This window comes from Bradyrhizobium sp. WYCCWR 12699, from assembly GCF_032144035.1.
Lineage (GTDB): Bacteria > Pseudomonadota > Alphaproteobacteria > Rhizobiales > Xanthobacteraceae > Bradyrhizobium.
This window is the reverse complement of sequence record NZ_JAVTJN010000005.1, coordinates 18,393-30,437: the sequence shown is the minus strand read 5'-3', so window position 1 is coordinate 30,437 and position 12,045 is coordinate 18,393. Positions and strand designations below refer to the sequence as shown.

Here is a 12,045-nt window from a genome sequence, read left to right as displayed (position 1 = left end):
TGCGTCCGGGGCACGCGCGCTATCCGCTGGCGGCCCCCACCTTCGCGAACCGCCGGCGGATGCGCATCGAGAGCTGGTCGCAAACGTCGCGATAGGCCGCCAGCTTCTGGTCGCGGCTGCCCTCGATGGTGGTGGGATCCTGCGTCGGCCAGTATTCGACGTCGGCCGCGAGCGTCCGCGTCAGCTCGAGCGCCTTGTGGTGCGCCTCGGGCGAGAGCGTGATGATGAGGTCGAAGTTCAGCCCCTCCCAGTCCTCCAGCTCCTCGAAGGTCTGCGGCTTGTGGGCGGAGATGTCCTGGCCGAGTTCGGCCATCACGGCGACCGCGAAGGGATCGAGCTCGCCCTTCCTCGCACCGGCCGACTTCACGTAGAGGCCCTGCGGAAACATGTGCTGCAGCAGGCTCTCGGCCATCGGCGAGCGCACGCTGTTCATCGCACAGGCGAACAGCACCGATTGCGGATCGCGTGCGCGTGGCGGCGCCGCCATCGCGCTTAACCCTTCCAGTGAAGGACGGTTATGAGCGTGAACAGCCGGCGCGAGGTCTCGAAATCGACCCGCACCTTGCCCTTCAGCCGCTCCTGCAGCGTGCGCGATCCCTCGTCATGGATGCCGCGACGGCCCATGTCGATGGCCTCGATCTTGTCGGGGGTCGCGGTGCGGATCGCCTGGTAGTAGCTGTCGCAGATCATGAAATAGTCTTTCACGATCCGCCGGAACGGCGTCAGCGACAACAGATGCGCGACGACGGGCGTGCCGTCCTCGCGGCGGATGTCGAACATCAGCCGGTTGCCGGTGATGCCGAGATGCAGCGTGAACGGGCCCTTGCCCTCGGCGCCATCGGGCGCGAACAGGTTCTGCTCGATCAAATCGTAGATCGCGATCGCACGCTCGTGCTCGATATCGGGCCCGGAACGGCCGATCGACTCTTCGTCGAGCGTGACGCCGACGATGCGATTGTTGGAGTCGTCCTGTTCGGGCAGCTCTGTCATGACAGATTGAGGCGCAGTCCAATCGAACGCGAATGGGCGTCCAGCCCCTCCGCTTGTCCGAGCGTCATCGCGGCCGGTCCCAGCGCACGCAGCTGGTCGGGGCCGCATTTCAGGATGGAGGTGCGCTTCATGAAGTCGTGCACCGACAGCCCCGAGGAGAATCGCGCCGAGCGCGCCGTCGGCAGCACATGGTTGGAGCCGCCGACATAATCGCCGATCGCCTCGGGCGTATGGGCCCCAAGGAACACCGCGCCCGCATTGCGGATCTCTGAGGCAAGCGCATCGGGATCGACAGTCATGATCTCGAGATGCTCGGCGGCGATCGCATTGGCGAGCGGAATGCTGTCGGCAAGGCTCTTCACCATGATGATGGCGCCGAAATCGGCCCAGGACGCGCCGGCGATCGCGGCGCGCGGCAGCGTCTTCAGCTGCGCCTCGACCGCCTTTTCGACGTCGGCGGCAAGGCGCGCGGAATCGGTGATCAGGATCGACTGCGCGCTGGCATCATGCTCGGCCTGCGCCAGAAGGTCGGCGGCAATCCAGTCGGCATTGCCGGTGTCGTCGGCGATCACGAGCACCTCGGAGGGACCTGCGATCATGTCGATGCCGACCTTGCCGAACACCAGCCGCTTGGCGGCGGCGACATAGGCATTGCCGGGGCCGACGATCTTGGCGACCGGCGCGATGGTCGCGGTGCCGTGCGCCAGCGCGGCCACGGCCTGCGCACCGCCGACACGGTAGATTTCGGTGACGCCGCCGAGATGCGCGGCCGCCAGCACCAGCGGATTGAGCTTGCCGTCGGGCGAAGGCACCACCATCACGAGGCGCGAGACGCCGGCGACCCTTGCGGGCACCGCATTCATCAGCACCGAGGACGGATAGGCCGCGGTGCCGCCGGGCACGTAGAGGCCGGCGGATTCGATCGCGGTATAGCGCCAGCCGAGCTCGACGCCGAGCGCGTCGGTGAAGCGCTCGTCCTGCGGAAGCTGGCGGCGATGGTAGGTCTCGATGCGGTCGCGCGCGAGCTTGAGCGCATCCAGCGTCGCGTCATCGCAGGCCTTCACGGCGGCCTCGATCTCCGCGGCGGTGACGCGCAGGCCGGATGCATCCAGCTTCAATCGGTCGAACTTGGCGGTGGCCTCGAGCAGGGCCGCGTCGCCGCGCCTGGCGACATCGTCGACGATGGCGCGCGCGGCGGCCTCGACGTCGGCCGAGACCTCGCGTTTGGCGGCGAGGAAGGCCGCGAATCGCTGGTCAAAATCGGCGCTGCTGCGGTCGAGGCGAACGGGCATGTCTGGCTCGATGTCTGGCTTGGCTTCTGGCTGGTCTTTGGGGCGGGTTGGCGCACCAGGTCCCCTGCTCAATGGCGCGGCGGGGAAGCGGCGTCAACCCTTGCGGGCTGCCGTTCTGGCGCAGGCCTGAGCCGGTGCCGCTGGTATACAGGCCGCCTCAACCTTCCCCCTCGATCTCCAGCCCCGTTCCCAGCGCGTCCGCCCCGAGATCGGTCAGCTCACATTCCAGGCATTCGACGTCGAGCCGGATGGCGCCGCCTTCAGCGAACAAAAGCAGGGCACTGCCGGCGGGCTCCTCGTCGCGCCCGTCCCTCGGGTGAAACTCGATGCCGACGAGGTCCAGGACCTTGTCGGGAGCATTGAGGTCGATGTTGCGCGACTTGCAGGCGAGCACGCGGTCGAAGCGGAGCGCCGCAACCAGCCGGCGCGGCTCGGCCTCGCCCTCCAGCGTCTGCTCCCAGTCCAGCCGGCTCATTCCGACCACAAGCCGCTTCTCGCTTTGCCGCCAGATGATGTCGGAGGCATGGACACGGGCGTCCTGGACGTGGGTCGAGATCACGGCGAGATCGTCGGCGTCGAGCGCGATCAGTTTGAGCTGGGGCGACATCGCCGACGCTTCTCCTTCGGACATGGACAGGGCTCAACGCGTGCAGGCCCTGAAATTTCCGCACAAACTAACGGGCCGGCGGCCTAGAGGCTATTGATATCCTCCATCTCCAGCACCTTCCGCGGATACCCCTCCCGGACGACGCGGATCATGGCGCGGCCGATCTGCTCGGTCGAGGTGACGAGCGAAGGCGAGAGCCGGCGCAGCACCGACCAGAGCGGCCAGGTCGCGGTATAGACCGCCTGCACCCAGGCGGTCTTGGAACGGGCGCCGTGCAAGGGCTGGATCGCGCCGGGCCGGAACATGTAGGCCGCCCTGAACGGCAGCTTGAGCAGGTCATTCTCGGTCTTGCCCTTGATCCGCGCCCACATCCGCGATCCCTGCTCGGTGGAATCGGTGCCGGCACCGGTGACATAGGTGAAGACCATCTGCGGATTGAGGCGTGCCAGCATCGTCGCTGCCGCGAGCGTGAGGTCATAGGTGAGGTGGCGGTAGCGCTCCTCGCTCATGCCGATCGAGGAGACGCCCAGGCAGAAAAAGCAGGCATCGAAGCCGGTCAGTTGCGCTTCGATCGCCGAATAGTCCAGGAAATTGTCGTGGATGATCTCGACGAGCTTGGCGTTGCGCACGCCGGTCGGGCTGCGGCCGACCACGAGCACACGGCCAATTCCGGGATCGATCAGGCATTCGCGCAAGACGCCCTGCCCGACCATGCCGGTCGCGCCGAAGATGATGACTTGCATCGGAACGTCCTCCACGGGCTCGCGGCTCATGCGGCGGCCGCGATCTCGTCGAACGATACACCGGTGAGCATGGCCGAGACATCCCACAGCATGGCGGCGGTGGCAAAGTCCTTTGCGTGCGGCATGATCCGCGCCGGTCCCGGTGCCCCCTTCATTTCGTAGAATCCGGTCGGACCGTAATAGCCGCCGGGCTCGGCTGTAGGCGAGGTCGCCGCGAACAGCGTGGGCAGCGCGCCCTCGGCGGCGGACTGGCTGAACAGCGGCTGGAGCAGCCGGCCGATCCGCCACTGGAACGTGTTGGCGCCCGGCCCGTTCGCAATGAGGTCGGTGCGCGCAAAGCCGGGATGCACCGCGATGCTCTTCACGCCCCAGCCGGCCGCGAGGCTGCGACGCTGCAGCTCCAGCGAAAACATCAGCATCGCGAGCTTCGACTGGCAGTAGGCGCGCCACGGACGATAGGAATGCTTGGCTTGCAGATCGTCGAAATTGATCGCGCCGGAGCGGTGCGCGAGGCTCGAGAGATTGACGACACGAGCCGCCTTGGCGCGGCGCAGCTGCGGCAACAGCCGCGCCGTCAGGACGTAGTGGCCGAAATAGTTGGTGCCGAGCTGCATCTCGAAACCATCCGCGGTCTGTTGCCGTTTCGGCAGCGCCATCACGCCGGCATTGTTGACGAGGAGGTCGAGCTGCTCGTTGCCGGCGGCAAAGCGCCTGGCGAAATCGGCGACGGAGGCGAGGCTGGCGAGGTCGAGATGCTCGTAGGCGATCAGCGCATTGGGAAACCGTTCGCAAATGCCTTCGATCGCCCGCAGGCCCTTTGCGTCGTTGCGTCCGGTGAGTATGACAATGGCACCGGCGCCCGCCAGCGCCATCGCCGTCTCGTAACCGAGGCCGCCCGTCGCTCCGGTCACGACGACCGTCTTGCCGCTGAGCGAGGGGATGTCTGCCGTGGTCCAGTCGGTCATGCCATGTCTCCGTTCGGGGCTGGAATGAGGCCCGCGGCCTGTCTAAATGTGCACTGAGTGCAACTTTGCAAGAGGTGAACCGATTTGAAGGCTTCGAAGGTTGCCCGGAAATTGCCTGCGGGCGGAAAAGCCCCTGATGTCACCGGCCTACGCCAGCGCAAGCAGCAGGAGACCCGCGCGCGGCTGACCCGGGCGGCGATGACGCTGTTCCTGGAGCGCGGCTTCGAGGCCACGACCATCGACGACATCGCGGCGGCGGCGGAAGTGTCGCGCCGGAGCTTCTTCCATTATTTCGCGTCCAAGGAGGACGTCGTCACCGCCTGGCAGGAGAATGCCGCCAGCGCATTGACCGCCGAGATCATCGCACGGCCGGCGGACGAGTCCATGCTGACGGCCGCGGAGAACGCGATCGCCGCGGCGATCAAGCGGATCGATCCGGCGGAAACCGCGGCGATGTCGCGGCTCAAGCGCGACAATCCCGCGCTTCAGGCCCGCGACCAGCTCAAATACGAGAAGCTCGAGCGCGCGCTGGCCGATGGGCTCGCCCAGCGCGGGCGAACCAAATCCGACCGGCTGAAGGCGCGGCTCGTCGCCATGATCGCCACCGGCGCGATGCGCGTCGGCGGCGAGAGCTGGATCGGCGACGGCGCGCGCGAGAAGCCGGAGGCCTTCGTCAAGCGCACCTTCGATGCGATCCGGGCGATCTTGAAGTGAGCTTTCCTAACCTCCTCCCTTGCGGGAGAAGGTCAGGAATCGCGCGCCCCTATTCCTTGAAGAACGCCAGCAGGTCCGCGTTGATGGTCTCGGCGTGCGTGGTCGGCATGCCGTGCGGGAAGCCCTTGTAGGTCTTCAGGATGCCCTTCTTCAACAACTTGGCCGAGAGTGGGGCGGAATCGGCGTAGGGCACGATCTGGTCGTCGTCGCCGTGCATCACCAGCACGGGCACGTTGATCTTCTTGAGGTCTTCGGTGAAGTCGGTCTGCGAGAACGCGACGATGCCGTCGTAATGCGCTTTCGCGCCGCCCATCATGCCCTGGCGCCACCAGTTCTGGATCACGGCTTCCGAGGGCTTTGCGCCCGGACGGTTGTAGCCGTAGAACGGGCCTGCGGCGACGTCGCGGTAGAACGCCGAGCGGCCGGCGGCAAGTTGCTTTTGGAAATCGTCGAACACGCTCTTGGGCAGGCCGCCGGGATTGGCCGCGGTCTGCAGCATCAGCGGCGGCACCGCCGAGAGGATCGCGGCCTTCGCCACCCGGCTCTCGCCGTGGCGCGCGATGTAGTGCACGACCTCGCCGCCGCCGGTGGAATGGCCGACATGGAGCGCGTTCTTGAGGTCGAGATGCGCGGTCACCGCCGCGAGGTCGTCGGCATAGTGATCCATGTCGTGACCGTCGGCGACCTGCGCCGAGCGTCCGTGGCCGCGGCGGTCATGGGCGACGACACGGTAGCCGCGCGTGACGAAGTACATCATCTGCGCGTCCCAATCGTCCGACGACAGCGGCCAGCCATGGCTGAACACGATCGGCTGTCCGCTGCCCCAGTCCTTGTAGAAGATCTCGACGCCGTCTTTGGTGGTGATAGTGGGCATGTTGGGGCTCCTTTGAGTGAAACGTCATTCCGGGGCGCGAACCCGGAACCCAGAGATTGTTGAATCGAGATTCTCAGGCGCGCGATTGCGCACCGGAGTTCATCGCTGCGCGATGCCCCGGAATGACCAGTGAATGCGCCGCGCTTGAGAATCGCTCAGGCAAACGCCATCGGCTTGAAGCGGCGCCAGGCGCCGATGGTGAGCACGACGAAGAACACCAGCACGATGCCCTGCACCGCGGCGAACACCGGCCCCGACGGCGGCGCCGGCGCCACTGCCGGTGCGAGCGCGGCGAGCGCCGGCACTTTGAGGAACGACTGAATCACCAGCACGAAGACGTTGAAATAGAGCGAGATCATCGCGGTCACGACATAGACCGGACGCCAGACGCCTTTGAGCTTCATGCCGTACAGCGCGACGCAGGCGACGGCGAGCAGCGCCAGCGAGATGATGCCGATGATGTGCGAGGGCAGCAGCTTCTCGAACGGGAACAGGAAGCCGGTGGCGCTGGTCAGGATCGTGAACGCCAGGAAGATCGCGGTGAGGCCCGGCATCGGCTTCGAGCCGAGCAGGCCGAACATCACGACGAGGCCGGCGGCGATGGCGATCAGGCTGATGACGACATGGACCAGCGTGAAGGCGGGTAGACTCAAGCCAAGGACCATGACATCCCTCCTACTCTCCATTGAGATTCAGGAGAGTAGTATTACGGCCCTCATGGGATTGCCACCTGCGTTGACGTCACAGGCACGTGCGAAGCCATGCGTCATCGTGCGAATCGACAAACGCATGGCTGAATTTTTTGCACCGCTGTCACAAACGACAGCAGGCTGTTGTTTGTAGCCCGGATGAAGCGCAGCTTAATCCGGGGTTCTCGCGTGTGGATGGCGCTGTCCCGGATTGCGCTGCGCTCCATCCGGGCTACGAGCTCTCAGGTTTCGACGAAAGTCGAATCGAAGTCTCACACTTCCTTGGTGTCGAAGATCAGGAGGTCGGCGCCGCCACTGGCGAATTTCGGCACGTCGCCTGCGGCCGCCTTGCCTGCTTCGCTGCCGAAGGCCTTCTGGATATCGCCCACGCTGTCGAAGGTAAGGATGGCGACGAGATGAACTCCGGAGGGACCGGCGGGTGAGCCGACCGTGCCCGTGCTGACCGCGTATTTCTTCAGGCCGGGAAGTTTCTTCGCGAGCGGGATGTGCGTTTCGGCATAATGCTTGTCGAAGGCCGCAGCATCCTTGGGCGTCTTGTAGAGCACGACGAGTTCAGCCATTCCTAGTCCTCCCGTTAAGCGTTTTGTTTGTCAGTCTCAGATCCTCATGGTGAGGAGATAGTCTGCAGTTGGCGGCACGATGGCAAGCCTCATTCGACTTGCCATTCGCTTGAGTTCTCGTTGCCTAGAGCCTCGTTCCGCTTCCGATGCAATCGGAACGAGGCTCTAGATTCTTGTTTTGACGCGTTTTCTCGACGCGAACCGGAATCCACTTCGCTCGAAAACGCTTTTAAAGCGCCGGTTTTGCGGCATCGCCGAGATAGCCGTGCAGGGAGGCCACGACCTGCGCGCCCTCGCCGATGGCGCCGCCGACGCGCTTGACCGAGCCGGAGCGGACGTCGCCGACGGCATAGACACCGGGAACGGAGGTCTCGAGCGGCGCCACGAGACGGCCCTGGTTCTGCTCGGACTGCGCGCCCGTCACGACGAAGCCGCCGCGATCGAGCGTGACCCCGCAGCCGTCGAGCCAGGCGGTGGCGGGATCGGCGCCGACGAACAGGAACAGGTTGCGGATGTCGGCAGCATCCTCGTCGTCGGACAGCCGGCTCTTCCAGCGGATGCGCCGCAACAGCGCGGCCTCGTCGCCCTCGAGCGCGGTGATCTCGGTGTTGAACATCAATTCGATGTTCGGCGTCGCTTCGATGCGCTCGATGAGATAGCGCGACATGCTGGCGCCGAGACCGCCGCCGCGGATGATCATCAGGACGCGCTTGGCGTGTCCCGACAGGAACACGGCCGCCTGGCCTGCCGAATTGCCGGCACCGACCAGGGCCACCTCCTCGCCGGCGCAGAGCCGCGCCTCGATCGGCGAGGCCCAGTACCAGACGCCGCGTCCCTCGAAGGTGTCGAGGTTTGCGATCTCGGGCCGGCGATAGCGCGCGCCGCTCGCGACCACGACCGAACGCGCGCGCAGGGGATCGCAGCCGTCGAGCGCCACCGCGAAGGCGCCGTCCTTGCGCGTGCAGTCGAGCGACTTCACCGTCACGGGGATCATGATGTCGGCGCCGAACTTCTGCGCCTGGGTGAAGGCGCGCGCGGTCAGCGCCTGGCCGGAGATGCCGGTGGGAAAGCCCAGATAATTCTCGATGCGCGCACTGGCGCCGGCCTGGCCGCCGAAGGCGCGGATGTCGAGCACGGCGACCGACAGCCCTTCCGACGCCGCATACACCGCGGTGGCGAGCCCGGCCGGTCCGCAGCCGACCACCGCGACGTCGTAGATGCGGCCGTCCTTGGCGCCGCCGATCATGCCGATGGCGCGCGCAAGCTCGGTCTCGCTGGGGTTGCGCAGCACTGTGCCATCAGCGGCGACGACCAGCGGCCAGTCCTCGGGCTTCGGCGAATAACGCGCGATCACCTCGGCGGCGTCGCGATCGCGCTCGGGATCGAGCAGATGGTGCGGCTGGCCGTTGCGGGTGAGAAAGCCCTGCAACCGCACGACGCCGGCGGAGTTCGACGGTCCGATCAGCACCGGACCGCCGATGCCGCCCTGGATCAGATTGACCCGGCGCAGGATCAGCGCGCGCATGATGCGCTCGCCGAGCTCGGCCTCGGCGACCAGCAGCGCGCGCAGCCGGTCCGGCGGCAGCAGCAGCGTCTCGACATCGCCCTCGGCGCGGCCGTCGACCAGCGCCGGCTGTCCCGAGAGCTGGCTGAGCTCGGCCAAAAATTGCCCCGGTCCCTGGTCGATCACCGGCGTGACGTGACCAAGGCCGTCGCGCTGGGTGATGGCGACATGGCCCCTCAGCACGACGAACATGCCGGGACCGGGCTTTCCGGTCTCGAACAGGAACTCGCCGTCCTGATAGAGGCGGACCTCGCCGAAATGCCTGATCCGCTCGATCTCGGCCGGCGTCAGCGTCGGAAAGGTCTGTTCGGGGCGCGTGAACCGCGACATCAGCGCCTCACCACCGGTTCGTTGCTGTTCGTCCTGCCCCATGGTCATTCCCATTCATTCCAATGTCTCAAGTGCCGGCTTTCCCGGCGGCCCCTTCATTGAGGGAACCATCGTCGTTTGGCGAAGGCTCAGCGCTTGCGGCGCGTTCGCGCGCCTGCAGCTTCCGCCGCTTCAGGTTTTCGCGCAGCGCCGATTTCAGGCGCTCGTCCCGGGACGTCTTCGCCTGGCGCGCGCTCTTCTCGTTCTCGTCCATCATCACGGGGTCCGATATTGCCGTCGGCGATACCATGCCCAGAGATTGCGGCAGCTCAAGAGGCTCCTCGCGATCGGATCGTGCGAAACTCGAAATGGACCGAATCCGGTCGCGTGGCCACCTGGCCAGTTGGCGGGGGAGGAGCGGAACGCGAATCGGCGGAAAGCCGGTAGTTTCGAGCCGAAATGCGCATTTTGGCCCCGATATCGGCCCGATTTTCTCGTTTTGACCGGCCGAGCAAGCTTGCACAGGAGGGGGGCTTGTGGCAGATATCGGCCCGCTTGGTAGGCCCCTCGGGCGCCCGATTCTTCACCAGCACATGCTGCCGTAGCTCAGTGGTAGAGCACTCCATTGGTAATGGAGAGGTCGACAGTTCAATCCTGTCTGGCAGCACCACCACTTCTCCTGAAAGATCAACACCGTATTGATGCGGTTATGGTTTTCGCGCCGCTCCTGTTACACAGGGGTGTTACACAATGGTGCTGAAAGTCGTGTCGCTAACTAAGAGGAACGGCTCGAACAATTGGTGGTATCGCCTCACGATCCCCGCCGATGTTCAGCGGATACTTGCGAAGCTGCCCAACCATCCTAGACCGAAGGGATGGTTCGCGACGCACATCATGATCACGACTGGCACTCCTGATCGCACCCTTGCGAAGGCGAAGGCCGTAGACATCGCCGCTGAGGTGGAGCGACAGCTCAAGGCACTTCGCGAAGGGCCGAAGCCGCTTACGGCCAAGCAGATTTCAGCGCTGTCCGGCATCGTCTACCGCGCCTTTGCGGGAGGGCTAGAAAACAACCCCGGCCTGACATCGCAGCAGTGGTTACGTGTGGCAGACGAGAACAGGGCCGCGCAGCGCGGGGAATACAGCGTTGGCGCTCGCCTTGGCATCTTCAAGGATGAGGACGAACGACGTAAGGCCGACATGGAGAACCGCTTTGCTGGCATTGTTGACGCAACTCTCACCCGCGAAGCTGTGTTCACCACTGAGGAGAGCCGGTGGCAGATCATCGAAGCAGTCTCCCGTGATCTGACCGAAGGCACGAAGAAGCTCGCTAGGAACGCTGACGGCGACTTTACACCTGATACTTATGCCAACCGCTTTCCACCGCCCACTGACCTGCTGCAAGGCAGTAGACCGACGGGTAAGTCGCTGACCGCGCTCGCCGACGCTTGGCACAGCGCGGCAGTGGCAAGAGGCGTTCGTCCACGCGATGCAAGGCGATGGAAGGCCGTTGTTCTCCGCTTCAAGGAGTGGCTGACTTATGACGATCTGAGCCGGATCACTCCGGAGAGGGTTCAGGCATGGGGCGACGAACGCAGCGCCGCTGGCGTTGCGCCGAAGACCATCAATGACACCGATTTCGCAGCGCTGAGGGCGGTGTTCGGCTGGGGCAGGCAGCGCGGCTGGCTGGCAATTAATCCCGCAAAGGAAGCGAGGATCGAGGGTCGCGGAAAGAAGCGCATACGCGAGAAATGGTTCTTAGAAGGGGAAATAGCCGCGATACTCAATGCCGCGCTGGCCGTTCAAGGGACTAAGCGGGAGAACCCGAAGACGACTGCTGCCAAGCGGTGGGTGCCATGGCTCTGCGCTTACTCGGGAGCTCGGGTTGTTGAGATGATCCAATTGCGCAGGGAAGACATTAGGCGTGAAGGGATCGCATGGGTTATCCGTGTCAACCCCGAAGCTGGAGACGTTAAGACTGACGATTATCGAGATGTCCCGGTTCATGAGCATCTGATCGCGACCGGCTTCATTGAGTTCGTGCAACAGTCGAGACCGGGGCATCTATTCTGCGACATCGGCAAGGACGGCAACACGGCTGGAACGGCTGACGGCGTCTACAAGCGCGTCTATACCATGGTGCGCAGCGTCTTGACTGATGATCGCGTTCAGCCCAACCACGCATGGCGGTACACTTTCAAGACCTTCGGCCACGACGCGGGACTGAATGACCTCACGATTGATGCGATCTGCGGACACTCTGCCCGGACAGAGGGTGAGAAATACAGGGGCATCACGGTCAAGAAGCGGATGGAGGTCATGGCCGCATTCCCGCGATACAAGCTCGCCAGCATCGAGCGAGCAAAACCAGCATAGACCGGGCTGAAGGTCTGGCATTGCTCTCAAAACGCTACTCGCTGGTTCAAGGCTCGCATGAAAGAGCCCTCAAAAACAGCTGTTGCCCTCGACCCCGTTCCAAAAGTCGATCCATTGACCGGAGGCTACATCAATTCGCTCAGCGCCTATCCGGATGCTGCATAGCGAAAGGTTAGACTAGTGGACTTGCCAAACTCTAGACGCTTTTTACTACCCCGCCGTCGAATCATTTACACTATGGGTTGAGTCCCGCGCAAGCACCACCCACCAAAATACATAGCTCTGCCAGAGGCGTTGCGAGCCTCAGTCACCACCTTCTCGTAATCGACGGACCCGCACCG

13 protein-coding genes and 1 tRNA gene are annotated in these 12,045 nt (G+C 64.6%); 3 read left to right on the top strand and 11 right to left on the bottom strand.

Annotation, left to right across the window (positions count from 1 at the left end; genetic code table 11):
• Positions 1 to 19: 19 nt before the first annotated feature.
• The 6 genes from RPS27_RS04875 to RPS27_RS04850 all read right to left on the bottom strand — a co-directional run bounded on the left by RPS27_RS04875 (position 20) and on the right by RPS27_RS04850 (position 4,597).
• Complete coding sequence (locus tag RPS27_RS04875; RefSeq protein ID WP_194404669.1) at positions 20 to 487, bottom strand: low molecular weight phosphatase family protein; 468 nt, start codon at positions 485 to 487, stop codon at positions 20 to 22.
• A 5-nt stretch (positions 488 to 492) separates the two neighbouring features.
• Positions 493 to 990 (bottom strand): UPF0262 family protein, encoded by a 498-nt coding sequence (locus RPS27_RS04870; RefSeq protein ID WP_194404670.1) that lies wholly within the window; start codon positions 988 to 990, stop codon positions 493 to 495.
• Positions 987 to 2,282: a histidinol dehydrogenase gene (gene hisD, locus RPS27_RS04865; RefSeq protein ID WP_211415702.1), complete on the bottom strand. Its 1,296-nt coding sequence runs from the start codon at positions 2,280 to 2,282 to the stop codon at positions 987 to 989. Before hisD ends, RPS27_RS04870 begins: the two co-directional genes overlap by 4 nt.
• Positions 2,283 to 2,439: 157 nt before the next feature.
• On the bottom strand, positions 2,440 to 2,889 hold the full coding sequence (locus tag RPS27_RS04860; protein ID WP_194404672.1) for a DUF2948 family protein: 450 nt from the start codon (positions 2,887 to 2,889) through the stop codon (positions 2,440 to 2,442).
• An 83-nt stretch (positions 2,890 to 2,972) separates the two neighbouring features.
• The gene (locus tag RPS27_RS04855) at positions 2,973 to 3,632 is read right to left on the bottom strand and encodes an epimerase (protein ID WP_211415701.1); all 660 of its coding nucleotides are present in this window, start codon (positions 3,630 to 3,632) and stop codon (positions 2,973 to 2,975) included.
• A 26-nt stretch (positions 3,633 to 3,658) separates the two neighbouring features.
• Entirely contained in the window at positions 3,659 to 4,597 is a 939-nt protein-coding gene (locus RPS27_RS04850) for an SDR family oxidoreductase (RefSeq protein WP_313753882.1), read from the bottom strand.
• An 84-nt stretch (positions 4,598 to 4,681) separates the two neighbouring features.
• On the opposite strand from RPS27_RS04850, the gene RPS27_RS04845 reads away from it, so the two are divergent.
• The gene (locus RPS27_RS04845; protein WP_212067750.1) at positions 4,682 to 5,311 is read left to right on the top strand and encodes a TetR/AcrR family transcriptional regulator; all 630 of its coding nucleotides are present in this window, start codon (positions 4,682 to 4,684) and stop codon (positions 5,309 to 5,311) included.
• A gap of 49 nt (positions 5,312 to 5,360) precedes the next feature.
• On the opposite strand, the gene RPS27_RS04840 is transcribed toward RPS27_RS04845, so the two are convergent.
• The 5 genes from RPS27_RS04840 to RPS27_RS04820 form a co-directional block, all read right to left on the bottom strand.
• Positions 5,361 to 6,185, bottom strand: a complete 825-nt coding sequence (locus tag RPS27_RS04840; protein WP_212067749.1) for an alpha/beta fold hydrolase — start codon at positions 6,183 to 6,185, stop codon at positions 5,361 to 5,363.
• A gap of 155 nt (positions 6,186 to 6,340) precedes the next feature.
• Positions 6,341 to 6,850: a hypothetical protein gene (locus RPS27_RS04835; RefSeq protein ID WP_212067748.1), complete on the bottom strand. Its 510-nt coding sequence runs from the start codon at positions 6,848 to 6,850 to the stop codon at positions 6,341 to 6,343.
• Positions 6,851 to 7,146: 296 nt separating this feature from the next.
• Entirely contained in the window at positions 7,147 to 7,455 is a 309-nt protein-coding gene (locus RPS27_RS04830) for an EthD family reductase (RefSeq protein WP_194404678.1), read from the bottom strand.
• 229 nt (positions 7,456 to 7,684) lie between these two features.
• The gene (locus RPS27_RS04825) at positions 7,685 to 9,391 is read right to left on the bottom strand and encodes an FAD-dependent oxidoreductase (RefSeq protein WP_212067913.1); all 1,707 of its coding nucleotides are present in this window, start codon (positions 9,389 to 9,391) and stop codon (positions 7,685 to 7,687) included.
• 25 nt (positions 9,392 to 9,416) lie between these two features.
• Positions 9,417 to 9,605 carry a hypothetical protein gene (locus RPS27_RS04820; protein ID WP_194404679.1) on the bottom strand — a complete coding sequence of 63 codons (189 nt, stop codon included), beginning with the start codon at positions 9,603 to 9,605 and terminating at the stop codon, positions 9,417 to 9,419.
• Positions 9,606 to 9,923: 318 nt separating this feature from the next.
• Here RPS27_RS04820 and RPS27_RS04815 point away from each other — a divergent pair.
• Positions 9,924 to 9,998, top strand: a tRNA-Thr gene (locus RPS27_RS04815).
• Between the two features lie 80 nt (positions 9,999 to 10,078).
• Positions 10,079 to 11,704, top strand: coding sequence for a DUF6538 domain-containing protein (locus RPS27_RS04810; protein ID WP_313753881.1), 1,626 nt, complete (start codon positions 10,079 to 10,081; stop codon positions 11,702 to 11,704).
• The last annotated feature ends 341 nt before the right edge of the window (positions 11,705 to 12,045 follow it).

Coding starts and splice junctions, on each gene's coding strand:
- RPS27_RS04875 (WP_194404669.1), bottom strand. CDS start 487: ATGGCGGCGCCGCCACGCGCACGCGATCCGCAATCGGTGCTGTTCGCC.
- RPS27_RS04870 (WP_194404670.1), bottom strand. CDS start 990: ATGACAGAGCTGCCCGAACAGGACGACTCCAACAATCGCATCGTCGGC.
- hisD (WP_211415702.1), bottom strand. CDS start 2,282: ATGCCCGTTCGCCTCGACCGCAGCAGCGCCGATTTTGACCAGCGATTC.
- RPS27_RS04860 (WP_194404672.1), bottom strand. CDS start 2,889: ATGTCGCCCCAGCTCAAACTGATCGCGCTCGACGCCGACGATCTCGCC.
- RPS27_RS04855 (WP_211415701.1), bottom strand. CDS start 3,632: ATGCAAGTCATCATCTTCGGCGCGACCGGCATGGTCGGGCAGGGCGTC.
- RPS27_RS04850 (WP_313753882.1), bottom strand. CDS start 4,597: ATGACCGACTGGACCACGGCAGACATCCCCTCGCTCAGCGGCAAGACG.
- RPS27_RS04840 (WP_212067749.1), bottom strand. CDS start 6,185: ATGCCCACTATCACCACCAAAGACGGCGTCGAGATCTTCTACAAGGAC.
- RPS27_RS04835 (WP_212067748.1), bottom strand. CDS start 6,850: ATGGTCCTTGGCTTGAGTCTACCCGCCTTCACGCTGGTCCATGTCGTC.
- RPS27_RS04830 (WP_194404678.1), bottom strand. CDS start 7,455: ATGGCTGAACTCGTCGTGCTCTACAAGACGCCCAAGGATGCTGCGGCC.
- RPS27_RS04825 (WP_212067913.1), bottom strand. CDS start 9,391: ATGGGGCAGGACGAACAGCAACGAACCGGTGGTGAGGCGCTGATGTCG.
- RPS27_RS04820 (WP_194404679.1), bottom strand. CDS start 9,605: ATGATGGACGAGAACGAGAAGAGCGCGCGCCAGGCGAAGACGTCCCGG.
- RPS27_RS04810 (WP_313753881.1), top strand. CDS start 10,079: ATGGTGCTGAAAGTCGTGTCGCTAACTAAGAGGAACGGCTCGAACAAT.